Raw genomic sequence first — 12,310 nt, forward strand, 5'->3', positions numbered from 1 at the left:
CCAGCTAATCGCCTTTTATCCCACTCTCTCGGTGTCATTAGCGTTCGGTTAGGCTGTCAACGGCCGCTAACACGGCATCCGTGGCGCTACTGATCGGCTGCCAGCCAAGGAGCGTCCGTGCGCGTTGGTTGCTCACGTTGTGATTGAGTCGCATCATCAAGCCGACCTCTTTGATCTGCTGGCTAAAGGGTGTGAGGCTTCGGACCAGCCAAGTTGGCAGTAAATGGCGTGTCAGCCCAGTGAGCGCCGGGCGGTTTGTCCGAATAGCTGTTAACATTTCTCGTGCCGTAATGGGGGTGTCGGCGACTGCTAAGATTCGTTTGCCCGCTGCGGTCGGGGTGGTCATCGCTAGAACGTGGATCGCGGCCACGTCGCGGACATCGACGACATTGACCGTGAAGTTTGGGGTAGGTTGTCCCGCGAGTAGTCGTTTGACCAGTCCAAAGCTACCGCTGACGTGGGTACCCAACGCCGGTCCCAACATAGCGCCGGCGTTGACCGTGACTAGTTCCAACTGCGGATGTTTGGCAGCAAAGGCCCAAGCTTGCTGTTCGGCCACTAACTTGGACTGTTCATAGGGAGATAAGCCGGGTTGTTCCGGGTCCGTCCAGTCCGCTTCGGTCACAGCTCCGGTATGGTCGAAGCGACTAAAGCCCACGGCCCCTAAATTAGCAGTCATAATGACCCGCCGAACATGGGCAGTGACCGCAGCCTCCAGGATCCGCAGGGTGCCACTAGTCGCTACTGAGGTCGTGGTGTCAGTCACCGTCTCGCCGTTGACAAAGACCGGTGCGGCGACACTCATCACGGTATCGATGCCGGCCATAGCGCTCTGCCAGCCGGCAGCTTGTGTTAAGTCGGCCGCAACGAATGTGAGATTATGCAAATGGGGTGTTTGGGCGGCGGCTAAAGTATCACGAACGGTCTCGACTTGCGTCAATGTGCGCAGGGTAGCCCGCACCTGGTAACCTTGTGTCAGTAAATTTTGGATGATGTGTAAGGCTAAAAAGCCGTTACCACCAGTAACGAGCACAGTCTTCATTGAAATTCTCCTTGGTTAGTCTTTTAATTGGTCAAACATAGCTGAATCAGTTATGATAGGTTCAGCATAAACCCTCGACCTAACTCCAGGGCAAGCCGTAGGAGGAAAAAATATGATTTATACCATTAAAGCCGTGGCGGAGAAGACCCAATTGTCGATCGATACCCTCCGCTATTACGATAAGGAAGGGCTGTTGCCGTTTGTGAGTCGCAATCGCTCGGGCTACCGCGCGTTTACCGACGGCGATTTACGATTGCTGAAGACCATCACCTGTTTGAAGAATACCGGGATGAAGTTGCGCGAGATTCGCCAGTACATTGCCTACGTCATGCAGGGGCCTAGTAGTGTGCCACAACGGCAAGCTATGTTGACCGCACACCGGGCGACTATTTTGGCTGAACAACAACGTGTTCTCGCGAATCTTAAGGAACTCGATATGAAGCTAGATATTTACAATTCGCCACAGGCTACCGAATTGATCACGGTCGAGCGCGCATACGCCAAGGCTGAGAAGGTAGCCAATGGTTTGCAGGACCCATATCAATAAGATAGAGGCGTAACGGTGAAAATCCAAGAAGGCTTCATGCCATTTGGCCAGTACCAAACGTACTATCGCGTCGTAGGCGACTTAGCTGCGGAACAAGTGCCCTTACTGTTGTTGCATGGCGGACCGGGGTCAACGCACAACTATTTTGAGGCGTTCGATCGGCTTACGGAACAAACTGGGCGGCCAGTCGTGATGTACGATCAGCTGGGTTGCGGACGCTCCTCACGGCCAGATGACCCCAAGCTGTGGCAAGCGGCGACCTGGGTGGAAGAACTAGAGACGTTGCGGGCTTACCTGGGACTTGAGCGCGTCCACTTGCTCGGTCAATCCTGGGGTGGGATGCTGGCAATCATTTATCTGTGTGACCACCATCCGGCCGGCATTCAGAGTTTGATTCTGGCTAGCACATTGTCATCTGCAAAATTGTGGGCGCAGGAACAACACCGGTTGATTCGACTCATGTCGCCAGCGGATCAGCAAGCTATCGCGACAGCGGAGGTCACTGGGGACTTCACCCGTCCCGCCTATCTAGCGGCCAATCAACGATTCATGGAAGCTCATGCGGCGGGACCGGTGACGGCGAAATTACCAGATTTTTTACGACGACCGAAGCAAGCTGGAACGGTCGCCTATAACACGGCCTGGGGACCAAATGAATATTGCCCGACCGGAACTTTGAAGGCGTACGACTATACGACGAAATTAGACCAAATAACGGTGCCAACGCTGGTTACGAGTGGGACTAACGATCTCTGTACACCACTGGTCGCGAAGACGATGGTCGATCAGCTACCAAATGCTGAATGGACGTTGTTTGCCCGCAGTCGGCATATGGCGTTCATTGATGAAGCAACGACCTATCGTGAGCGACTGACGCGGTGGTTGCGGGAAAATGAGTAAAGAAAGAGTGGGACAAAAGGCGATTAGCTGGCGAGCATTAAGGCTAATAACCAAATAATCCCGGTCTTGGGTTATTTGGTTATCAGTTTTAAGCGGAGTCAGCTGCCTTTTGTCCCACGTTTCAGCAATGTAAATTCGGAGATACCAAAAGAGTCTGGGGTTTGTTCCAGACTCTTTTGGTGGACAAAATGTTTCATGTGGAACAATTTTTCAGTTTTCTATTGAAAATGAAAACGATGGGGGTCGGGGATTCCGGCTTACATCGTGGGATGACTTGGGAGAATGCATGAGCTTGCAGGCGAGCCGGAAGTCCGTTCTTTGGCTGGAAGCATTCCCCCACAGCAAGCAGAATCCCTGGCCGCCGGAGTGCGACGGGCTCAACTCGTTTAGCGGTGACAACGCGTACTGTCGTAAGAGTCACATGAACATTTTAACTTTCAGCTTTCAAGCCTTAGCTTTTAACCTTTTAGGGCTAAAGGTCACTAGCGTTTTGCATCATCCGTTCCATGACTTGTGCCAGCGTGTCGAGGTCGGTTTGTGGAATGCCTGCGGTGACTTGCTCGCGAAAGGCCTCCGCGAGAGGAATGGTCTGTGCCAAGAGGTCACTTCCGGCAGGCGTCAAGGTCAACAAGCGCTCGCGGCGGTCATGTGCGCTGACCGTAACCGTGATGAGCCTGGCCAGGTTCAACTGATTGACGATTTTAACCATGCTGGGCCCGGTAATACCAATCAGGTTGGCGAGGTCACGTTGATTGGGCTGTTCCTGCTGATCGATGTAGTAGAGAGCCATCCAGGCGCTGCGATTCAAGCCCATGGGTGCCATGACATCGTTAAATTTATTGGAGAACAGCTTACTGCTGCGGGACGTAATGCACATGATGCAGCTATCTAAATCAAATTGGGACGTGGCCATGGCCGTACACCTACCTCATAACTTTTTTTACATTATACCATTTTTTAAGCGAAAATAGATAGTTAGCTAACTATTGACTTTGCTCAGTATTTCATTATACTGGGGATATAAGCGCTTATCACATTTCGCAATAGGGGGCTACACTGATGGAACGTTATCAAGCTTCAGCCAGAAAAACTGATGCCAGTCTGCAAGTCGATGTTCATTCCCGAGGTATCCATACCACGATTGATGAGCCGGCTAGTCTGGGCGGTGGCAATACGGGGATGAATCCAGTTGAACTGGTACTCTCTGCCTTGGGGACCTCGCTGCAGGAAACGGCAGCGGATCTCGCAGTTAACGACAAATTCAACTATGAACAAATGACGGTCAATCTCGAGGGTGATTTGGACGCAGCGGGCTTTATGGGCGATCCAGATATCCGCAATGGATTTCAAGAGATTCGCTATAACTTACAATTTAAAACTAAAGAGACGCAGGCTGCGTGTGACCAATTTGCCGACCAGATCGAAGCTAACTGTCCGGTAAAGGACATGCTGAGTAACGGGGTCACTATCGCGCTTGACCAAGTTGAAATCGTGTAAAGGGGGAACTGAACATGGCAATGGAGACGTTCAAAGTTAAAGTGACGGGCACGGATCGACCAAAAGCATACCAAGCGGCCGTTCGTGATTTCAAGGTCAACTTCGCTACGGATTCGCCGGCAACGGTCGGCTCCCATGAAGCGATTTTACAGGCACTAGGTGCGTGTGAAGCCATCGTAATGGCCTCATTTAAGAAGCAGCAAAACTTTACTTACCGTGATTTTTATTACACCCTGGAAGGCCGAAAAGCCGACGATTCGCAACGGCTGGGACTAGATAGAATCGGGGTTGCCGTTCATTTTAATACGGATGAAAATAAGCAGAAGTGTCATGAATTCATGGAATTTGCCGAGAACACCTGTCCCGTGATGGATAATTTGACCAATACCGTACCGGTTAAGCGGACTGGGGTTACGGTGGTTGGGTAGCTGGAACGAGAGTGGGATGACCTGGGAGACGCCTGAACTTGTCGGCTTTCAGGTGAGCCGGAAGCCCGTTCTTTGGCTGGAGGCGTTCCCCCACAGGCTACCTTTTGTCCCCCGTTTCAGTAATGTAAATTCGGAGATACAAAAGGAGTCTGGGGCAACCCCCAGACTCCTTTTTGAGATGCTGGTACTTAAATCTCCGGAATATCCATTTCCTTAACCCGACCATGCCGGCGTGCATAGAACAGGACACACATCAGCGAGAAGATCAAGGTGACCGCGAACAGAACGGTCATTTCCGGTAATGCTGAGTGGCCGATCATCAGCGTTTCCCGTAACCCGCTGACCGAGTAGCTCATTGGCAGCCACGGGTGAATTGCCTGGAAGAAGCCATTGGTCAGCTGTAGCGGGTAGGTACCGGCCGAGCTGCCCAGTTGCAGTACCAGCAGGATCATGCTGAAGAACGCGCCGACCTTACCGAAGACTAGATTAAGCCAGTAGACGATGCTCATGAAGGCCGTTCCGGTGACGAGAATCATGCCAAATGTGGCCCATGGATGGATTGGCGCCAGGCCATCGACGCCCGCCATGAATGCCGTCATGAAGAGAGCCTCGCCCAGAACGAAGGCGTTCATGATCGATGACTTGCCGAGCCACCACCCCCAGCCGGTCCGCGGGTATTTACGCGGTGTATACATATCAAACATCAGGTTGAATGCCAGCGCGCCAACGAACAGAGAGACCGACATCATGTACGGCGCCATACCAGTCCCGTTGTTTTGGGCATCGTCATGGTCGCTATGCGTGGTAGTGGTTGGATTGGCAAATTGCCGGTACGTCAGCTGCGATGGGTGAACGGTGGCCTGTTTGCTGGCAGTCTTCAGTGAGGACGCCAGCTTAGCGTTGCCGTTAGTGACGGTGGTCGCCCCCGTGGTGGCTTGGTTGGCACCAGTTGTGAGTGTCGTCGCCCCGGCTGTGAGCTGACCACTACCGGTCGCGGCCGTCTGCATGGCGTTGGTCAGCTGCGGACCACTGGTTGCCAGAGTGGTGAGACCACTGGTCAGCGTGTTTGCCCCGGTTGCCAGTTGGGAAATGCCCTGTTTGAGCTGGGGTGTCTTACCATTCAACGTGTTCAGTCCAGTTGACAAGGCCGTCGCGCCACTGGTTAAGGCGGTATTCTTGGCGATTAGACGTTGCGTACCGCCGGCAAGTTGCCTGCTGCCACTTACGAGTTGTGCCGTTCCTTGTGAGAGGCTACCACTCTTCGTTGCCAGTTGTTGCGTGCCGGTTGCGAGGTGGGTCGCCCCCGTGGTGAGCTGCGATAGACCACCCGTTAAGGCCGATGTTTTACTATTGAGCGTGGTTAGGCCCGTGCTCAGGTCGCTCAGCGATTGGTTAGCTTGTTGCAGACCCGACGTTAGACTTTGGGCACCGGTCGTCAGGGTACCGAGGCTGCTGGTAAGCTGGTTTTGTGCCGTGGCAGCAGTGTTCAGGTCGTTCTGAAGCGTGGTCAACGCATCGGTTGAGGTATCGAGCGTGCTAAGGGCACTGCTGAGCTGTTTCGCTGCCGTTTGCGCTGCGGTCAGCGCAGCGTGACTGTCGTTGCCACTGACGGCTTTGAGTATCGCTGCCTTCTGCGTAGCGGTCAACCTTTGGGCATCCGCCGCTGCGGCCACCTTGCTCTGGAGGTCGTTTGCCTGATTGGCCGTGGCTAGGGTAGTCAGGGCTGTTTGAAGCTGGCTGGCGTCGTTCTTCACCGCCGTCGTGCTCTGCGCGCTTTCGGTAAGCTTACCGACTGCAGATTTGAGCGCGTCCTGCTGACTTTGGGAGGTCTTTAGTCCTTCCTGAACCTGCTGTAGGCCACTAGTGAGGGCCGTGCTGCCGCTGAGAAGCTGGTTAAATTTGCTGGCGAGCTGCTGGCCGCCGTTGGCTAGGGTCGTGATACTGCCAGTCAGCTGGCCGGTGTTCGTATTGAGCGTCGTTAAATTTGAGCTAAGTTGTTGCGTACCGGTATTTGTGGCGGCAATCCCGCTGACGACCTTTTGCGTACCGGTGTTTACCGTTTGACTGCCACCGGCTAGTTTACCGGCCGCCGTATTGATTGTGCTGGCGCCTTGCGTGTAGGCGGTCACGCCACTGCTGACCTGTTGGCCGCCGTTGGCCAGTTGTTGGATACCACTGATCAGTTGATTGGATTGGCTGAGCAATTGGTCAAGACCGGTACTCAGTTGGCGACTTCCAGTCTGGGCCTGACGTACGCCACTAACGTAATCGTTGAGCTTACTGGTAATGGTGTGTTCGCCGTTGGTCAGCTTTACGCTACTGGCGGTCAGGGTGGTTAACCCCTGCGCGATTTTCCGGTCGGCGGTGGTCAACTTTTGGCTGCCAGTCGCCAGCTGTTGGCTCCCTTTTCCTGCGGTAGCTAGTCCGGTTCCCATCTTCTTAATCGATGTAAATAGGGTGTGGGCGTAGCTCTTGGTCACTTGTTCACTAACGGATTGGGCAGCGGACTTGGCAGCCGTGGCCGTCAGTTTGGACGCCGTGTAGTTGTGACCCGCACTGGTCTGGTAGTGCAACACCATCTGCTGCGGCGTCTTTGCCATCAGCGTGGTCGCGTTATACGAGAAGTTACGAGGAATCGTAATCACCATGTAGTATTTACCAGCGACCAGCCCCCGTTCGGCCGCTCGTTTCGTGGTGACCGGCTTGAATTTCATCGCGGTCGAGGTTTTCAAATTCTGGGTGAGGTCTTTCCCCGCCGCCAAATGGGTACCCTGATAGGTGACCGGTCGATCCTGATTGACCACGGCAACTGGCAGGTCAGCTAACTTACCATAGGGATCCCACAATGACTTCAAAAACGTAACGGCGTAGATGGATGGAATCAACATGACCACCACCAACACCACGAGTAAAAATTTGTGCTTGATTAAATACCGCCATTCTGCGTGAATCATCGGCGACTCCCCCCATTCTATGGTATCCTGTGAGCATAAATAGACCTCACATGTGGTCAAATAATACCGAGTCCGGTACTGAACGTCCACAACAAATAAGGGCAACTTGAGGATTAAGCCGCAGGTTCACCACATCTGGGGTCTAACAGGGGGAATTTGATGACGGATCGACGAGTTATCCGAACTAACGAAGCACTGCGAGCGGCCTTCAGAAAGCTGGCTCAGCAGTACCGCTTTCACGAAATCACCGTGCAACAGCTGACCGATGAAGCCAATATCAATCGGAAAACATTCTATCTACATTTCGACTCGATCAACGACTTGGCCGATAGTTTTACGGCGGAAATCGCCGACCAATTACTTAACTTACTCTTACGGGAACCAGCGAATCATGACCCACTCAACCACTCTGGTGTTTGGTTCGACCGGCTGAGCGTGTTCTTTGACCAGGCGCCCAAATTCTATACGTTCGTGTTAACTTCAGATGATTACAGTTTCCTATCACGGCGGGTAAAGAAACGGGTCGTGACGGGACTAGCAGCCAACTTCCAAACGGATTACCAGCTCAGTGAACTCGACGCGCAAATTGGCGTGAACTTTCTGATCAACAGTACGTTGACACTGTTTCGGCTCTACATCACGGGGGAGTTAGCCATGTCTAAGACGGAATTTCGTCAACGGGTGATGGCACTGGATTTGAACGGATTACGGGGATTCTTGCAGACGGTAAAGGGTTGAGGCCTAAAAACAGCAATACTGAGACTAAAATTAGGTAACCTAGGCCAGTCAGCACCTTACCGACCGGAGTGCGGTTAGCGATGATAATTCTTACTGTTGCAAGAACGACGCGAATAGAGCTGGTAAAATAACGTCAAAAAGACCGCTGACGACTTGTCGGCGATCTTATTTTTGGTAAATAAAGACAATTTCACTTGGTGTTGAATGGGTTGGCGAGAATAGCCAATCGGGGTGGTCGAAGTTTTTAATTGCGGCAATCGTCGTGGCTTGGTGTTCGGCCAGGAAGCGGACCATTTCACCGCGCGCCATCTTGGCTAGCGTGGCTTTGGTTTTAAGTTTACCAGCAACCAGACTAGCGAAAACGACCGTGATGAACGGTTGCTGTGGCCGCAGGTAAGGTTGAATCGTCTTGGCATACTCCTGTGAGGCCAGGTTAACGATGGGCTCGATGGTTGGCGTGAGTGCTTGGTACAGACTGTCTTGCCAAAAGGCATATAGGTTAGGTTTGCCGGCAATCGGCAACTTGGCCTGCATTTCCAAGCGGTAGGGAACAATGCCGTCAAAGGGTCGCAAAATACCGTAAAACCCGGAGAGGATACGCAGGTTGGCCCGCACGTAGTTCAACGCCGGGGTGGTAAACAGGTCTGGGGCCATGTATTGATACTGGATACCGGAAAAGGCGAGTAGCGCCGGTGTTAGTTGGCGAGTGAGATCGAGTCGCTGTAACCAGTCGTAATTAGGTTGGGCGAGCTTATCGCTACAGTGCCAGAGTGTTTTGGCTTGAATATAGCTCAGTTGCCGAAGTTCGGCCAGGATTTTTTGCGTTTGTGCTAAGTATTTAGGGGTGTCTTCGCAGCCGAAAGTATCGGTGTCGACGACCATTTTTTTAGCTGGCGCGATGATGATTTTCAAGCGGGAGGCTCCTTTCGGGGGAGAAACTGATGTTTCACGTGAAACAAATCGACTTTAAAATTAGAATAATTTTTCCAAACGGTAGAGTTGTTCGTCGTCTACCTGCTCATGGCCAGCTTTGAACTGATATCCCATTTTTTGGTAAAACCCCAAAGCCGTGATGGAAGCCGGGATTTCCACTCGCTCGGCGCGTTGAAAGTAGGAATCGTGTTCCAGGGTGGAGATGATTAGACGACCAATTCCCTGACCCTGATAGATAGGGAGGACGAAAATGTCGAAGAGACTAAATTCCGTGGAGCTGCCCCAGTAGGAGCCAATGGCGCCGGTGCCGACGATGCAAGCGGCGTCACAAACGACGTAGAAGTGCGTCTGCTGTGCCTTTTCTAGAAAGAATCTTGGTGTGAGTCTTTGAATGGTGTGTTCGATGTAAGCTTCGGTATAATCTTGACGGTTGGTCGTCCGAAGCGTTTTCGCAACGACTTGGGCAACTGCGGCTGCGTCTGTGGGAACGAAACGGCGGATAGTCAACATGAGCAACACTTCCTTTTTTTACAGAATAGCATTTTAAGTCAAAAAAAACAGCCCCGCGCAGAACGCGAGACTGAAGTGGTGAGGTGCGGCGACCTTCGGAATGCTTGCGCACCGATCGCGTACCCCCACCTTGGTTTGGCACCACGAGTAGTATCGCACGCCAGGCTAAGGTAAGTCAAGTAGAAGAGAGTGGGACAGAAGGCGATTAGCTGGCGAGCATTAAGGCTGATAACCGAATAATCCCGGGCTTGGATTATTTGGTTATCAGTTTTAAGCGGAGTCAGCTGCCTTATGTCCCCCGTTTCAGCAATGTAAACTCGGAGATACCAAAGGAGTCTGGAGTTTTGTCCCAGCCACTATGAAATAGCTGGTACTGCACGGTTAGTTGTGGAATAATTGGAGAAAAATGAATTAGCAAGGATGGTGAAGTTAGCATGCGGGTACAAGCAGTAACGGCAAATAATGCACTGATGCCGGTGTATTTCCAAGGCCGCTGGGTTGAAAAGACGATTTGTGGCCAACGAGTTATGTACAGTACAAATTTGGGTGCGGAGTTCTGGTTTCGCGTCGATCAGGCTAGTGTCGTGACGCTCAACATGCTAAATCTAGCTCAAGACGTGAGCGCGTGGATCGCAGTTCAAATCGATGGCCTACCGTATCAACGAATGGCGGTCAAAACGTTGCCGTGGCGCCTGAACCTGGACGGGCATCAGCACGTGATTCGGGTGGTCATGAGTGGCAATACGGATGCAGATCCGCTATGGGCGACCGATGCTGGCTTCGCCGTACAGTCGGTGCGGAGCGATGGTGAGTTGCAGGCGGTCCGACCGGGTCAGCATAGCATTACGTTTATTGGTGATTCGATAACGGCAGGATGCTGGGTGATTCCAGGGCGCCACGCCGCGGTGGATTATCGCGCGGAGGCCAACTATGCCGCCATTGCCAGTGACCTGTTGGGGCTACGTGATGTCCGGGTGGCCTACAGCGCGGCCGGTGTGTCTTGGCCGGGAACTGGTGGTGTGCCGCCACTGCCGCAGGTGTTGACGGCGATCGACGACCGAACGTCATGGCAACCAGAGCAAACGGACCTGGTTGTGGTCAATGTGGGGACGAATGATCGACGAATTACAGTTGCGGCCTTCGAACCACTATTTGAACAATTTTTGCGGCAGATTCAAAACCTGTACCCGCTGAGTCGCGTGGCAGTAATGGTGCCGTTCAATCAGCGTTTTGCTGCAGCGGTCTCAACGATAGCAATACAGGCGGGGGCCAACCTGATTACAACGGCCGACTGGCAACCATCCACGACTGACGGGGTTCACGTGGATACGGCGGGGTCACAGTTGGCGGGTCATAAATTAGCAGAGAAATTACGCGAATTATATCCCGATTTATTAATATCAAATAATTAATTATTAATAACAAAGAAAACTTTAGTATGCCAGAACAACCGCCAGTAGCAATGGCAATAACCATTAAACTTGAGGACGTGATACCCGCAGTTTGGTGGACACCTCTTGTGCCGAGTTCACTGCGTTATGACCAATTGCACGTCCTCCTGTAACTGACATTCAAGTGGGAAAATGAACATCTCTACCTGTTTCAACCCAAAGATAATCCGGATCGCGAACATGTCCCCGTGCCAGATGCTAATTCTATCAATGGGATGTTTGGCATTGAGGAGATTGGCACGAGCGAGGCTTATGGGACTTGGTCAACTGCCCCTGAATGAATTCAGTTAAAACATGTGTTGACCTTTGACGAATCGGCTGGTCGAAAGTTACCGAGTTGTGTTCGGGAATCTGGTACGGTACCTGGAGAAGACGCGCGGAGCATCGATGAAGATGTGTCGACAGCCTATTATCGATCGGCTACTAATGTTAGGCTTGAAAAATGGACGACAGCCGGGAATAACGTGCTGATTAACCTGAGTGATTATTGAAAAGTCGAAATAGTGGTCAGTCAGTGAAACAGTCACGAGTTCTACCAGGGTAATTGACGAATAAATCGGCTGGTTAGTTGCCCCAAAAATCCCTTGACGCGTAACGGATGAACGTGTAGTCTAGCTATTAAATGATAAAACAATTAGAATTCTCATTTATTTCAGAAGTAGAAGGAGTCTTGCGTGTGAAAGTCGAGAGTAAACGGTGGTGGGTCGCCCCTTTTCGACCTAGTGAAACGTTTCGAACATCGCCCAATGTCATCACGTTTTTTATTGGGTGGGGAATTATTATTTTGCTATTAAATTTGAGCTTATTCACGAAACAAGGCTATACACCGGCCATTCCGACACCAATTCATTTTACGGGAAGCTCACTTTTAGATGCGAGCTGGGTCGGTCTACGGTTCGTGGGGGTGCTGGCTCTATTCTCGATGTTACCAGTGAAGTGGCCGTTGGCGTTGCCGGTGATGTGGGGAATCAGTATCAGTGTAAGCAGTCTAGCACAGTTGGGCCTGTCATTTAATGATGGGGTTGCTATCTTTTTGATGCGGATGCTATTGGTCGTCAGTCAATGGGGCATGCTGTACTGTGTCGTGCGGTTGACCCGTGGAACGCAGCTGAGAACTAGAATGGTGGTTAGTGACCACTACATTATCCGGTGGGGAAACGCCTTTCTAACCAGTTGGCGACAAAATTGGGCTGGGGTCGTTGTGACGTTAGCCAGTTATATTTTAGCGCTAGCAGCATTGAATCCGTTGGCGTTGTGAGCAAATTGTTTGCGTTCAAAATACATAATTCGATATACTAATTGTCATAATA

12 protein-coding genes are annotated in these 12,310 nt (G+C 51.9%); 7 read left to right on the top strand and 5 right to left on the bottom strand.

All coding sequences use genetic code 11. The annotated features are described in order from the left end of the window. Positions 1-37: 37 nt before the first annotated feature. Entirely contained in the window at positions 38-1,042 is a 1,005-nt protein-coding gene (locus tag EKM89_RS07570; RefSeq protein ID WP_125687253.1) for an NAD-dependent epimerase/dehydratase family protein, read from the bottom strand. A gap of 112 nt (positions 1,043-1,154) precedes the next feature. Between EKM89_RS07570 and EKM89_RS07575 the strand changes: the two genes are divergently transcribed. Further along, on the top strand, positions 1,155-1,589 hold the full coding sequence (locus EKM89_RS07575; protein WP_125687255.1) for a MerR family transcriptional regulator: 435 nt from the start codon (positions 1,155-1,157) through the stop codon (positions 1,587-1,589). Positions 1,590-1,604: 15 nt separating this feature from the next. Beyond that, a complete protein-coding gene (gene pepI / locus EKM89_RS07580) occupies positions 1,605-2,489 on the top strand; it encodes a proline iminopeptidase (RefSeq protein WP_125687257.1) in 885 nt (294 codons plus the stop codon). Positions 2,490-2,961: 472 nt separating this feature from the next. On the opposite strand, the gene EKM89_RS07585 is transcribed toward pepI, so the two are convergent. After that, a complete protein-coding gene (locus tag EKM89_RS07585) occupies positions 2,962-3,402 on the bottom strand; it encodes a MarR family winged helix-turn-helix transcriptional regulator (RefSeq protein ID WP_125687259.1) in 441 nt (146 codons plus the stop codon). Positions 3,403-3,548: 146 nt separating this feature from the next. Here EKM89_RS07585 and EKM89_RS07590 point away from each other — a divergent pair, with 146 nt between their 5' ends. Next, positions 3,549-3,986, top strand: coding sequence for an OsmC family protein (locus EKM89_RS07590; protein WP_125687261.1), 438 nt, complete (start codon positions 3,549-3,551; stop codon positions 3,984-3,986). Positions 3,987-4,000: 14 nt separating this feature from the next. Further along, positions 4,001-4,414, top strand: a complete 414-nt coding sequence (locus EKM89_RS07595; RefSeq protein WP_125687263.1) for an OsmC family protein — start codon at positions 4,001-4,003, stop codon at positions 4,412-4,414. 188 nt (positions 4,415-4,602) lie between these two features. Here the strand turns inward: EKM89_RS07595 and EKM89_RS07600 are convergent, their stop codons facing one another. Continuing rightward, positions 4,603-7,368, bottom strand: coding sequence for a YhgE/Pip domain-containing protein (locus EKM89_RS07600; RefSeq protein ID WP_125687265.1), 2,766 nt, complete (start codon positions 7,366-7,368; stop codon positions 4,603-4,605). A 159-nt stretch (positions 7,369-7,527) separates the two neighbouring features. Between EKM89_RS07600 and EKM89_RS07605 the strand changes: the two genes are divergently transcribed. After that, on the top strand, positions 7,528-8,106 hold the full coding sequence (locus EKM89_RS07605) for a TetR/AcrR family transcriptional regulator (RefSeq protein ID WP_125687267.1): 579 nt from the start codon (positions 7,528-7,530) through the stop codon (positions 8,104-8,106). 165 nt (positions 8,107-8,271) lie between these two features. Here EKM89_RS07605 and yaaA read toward each other — a convergent pair whose 3' ends face one another. Together yaaA and EKM89_RS07615 are read right to left on the bottom strand one after the other, a co-directional pair. After that, positions 8,272-9,018 (bottom strand): peroxide stress protein YaaA, encoded by a 747-nt coding sequence (yaaA, locus tag EKM89_RS07610; RefSeq protein ID WP_125687269.1) that lies wholly within the window; start codon positions 9,016-9,018, stop codon positions 8,272-8,274. Between the two features lie 60 nt (positions 9,019-9,078). Next, positions 9,079-9,549, bottom strand: coding sequence for a GNAT family N-acetyltransferase (locus tag EKM89_RS07615; RefSeq protein ID WP_125687271.1), 471 nt, complete (start codon positions 9,547-9,549; stop codon positions 9,079-9,081). A 434-nt stretch (positions 9,550-9,983) separates the two neighbouring features. On the opposite strand from EKM89_RS07615, the gene EKM89_RS07620 reads away from it, so the two are divergent. Together EKM89_RS07620 and EKM89_RS07630 are read left to right on the top strand one after the other, a co-directional pair. Then, positions 9,984-10,961 (top strand): GDSL-type esterase/lipase family protein, encoded by a 978-nt coding sequence (locus EKM89_RS07620; protein ID WP_125687273.1) that lies wholly within the window; start codon positions 9,984-9,986, stop codon positions 10,959-10,961. Positions 10,962-11,676: 715 nt separating this feature from the next. Then, positions 11,677-12,258: a hypothetical protein gene (locus EKM89_RS07630; protein ID WP_164510541.1), complete on the top strand. Its 582-nt coding sequence runs from the start codon at positions 11,677-11,679 to the stop codon at positions 12,256-12,258. Positions 12,259-12,310: the final 52 nt, after the last annotated feature.

The sequence above is a fragment of the Levilactobacillus fujinensis genome (genome assembly GCF_003946335.1).
Taxonomy (GTDB): domain Bacteria; phylum Bacillota; class Bacilli; order Lactobacillales; family Lactobacillaceae; genus Levilactobacillus; species Levilactobacillus fujinensis.

Coding starts and splice junctions, on each gene's coding strand:
- EKM89_RS07570 (WP_125687253.1), bottom strand. CDS start 1,042: ATGAAGACTGTGCTCGTTACTGGTGGTAACGGCTTTTTAGCCTTACAC.
- EKM89_RS07575 (WP_125687255.1), top strand. CDS start 1,155: ATGATTTATACCATTAAAGCCGTGGCGGAGAAGACCCAATTGTCGATC.
- EKM89_RS07585 (WP_125687259.1), bottom strand. CDS start 3,402: ATGGCCACGTCCCAATTTGATTTAGATAGCTGCATCATGTGCATTACG.
- EKM89_RS07590 (WP_125687261.1), top strand. CDS start 3,549: ATGGAACGTTATCAAGCTTCAGCCAGAAAAACTGATGCCAGTCTGCAA.
- EKM89_RS07595 (WP_125687263.1), top strand. CDS start 4,001: ATGGCAATGGAGACGTTCAAAGTTAAAGTGACGGGCACGGATCGACCA.
- EKM89_RS07600 (WP_125687265.1), bottom strand. CDS start 7,368: ATGATTCACGCAGAATGGCGGTATTTAATCAAGCACAAATTTTTACTC.
- EKM89_RS07605 (WP_125687267.1), top strand. CDS start 7,528: ATGACGGATCGACGAGTTATCCGAACTAACGAAGCACTGCGAGCGGCC.
- EKM89_RS07615 (WP_125687271.1), bottom strand. CDS start 9,549: ATGTTGACTATCCGCCGTTTCGTTCCCACAGACGCAGCCGCAGTTGCC.
- EKM89_RS07620 (WP_125687273.1), top strand. CDS start 9,984: ATGCGGGTACAAGCAGTAACGGCAAATAATGCACTGATGCCGGTGTAT.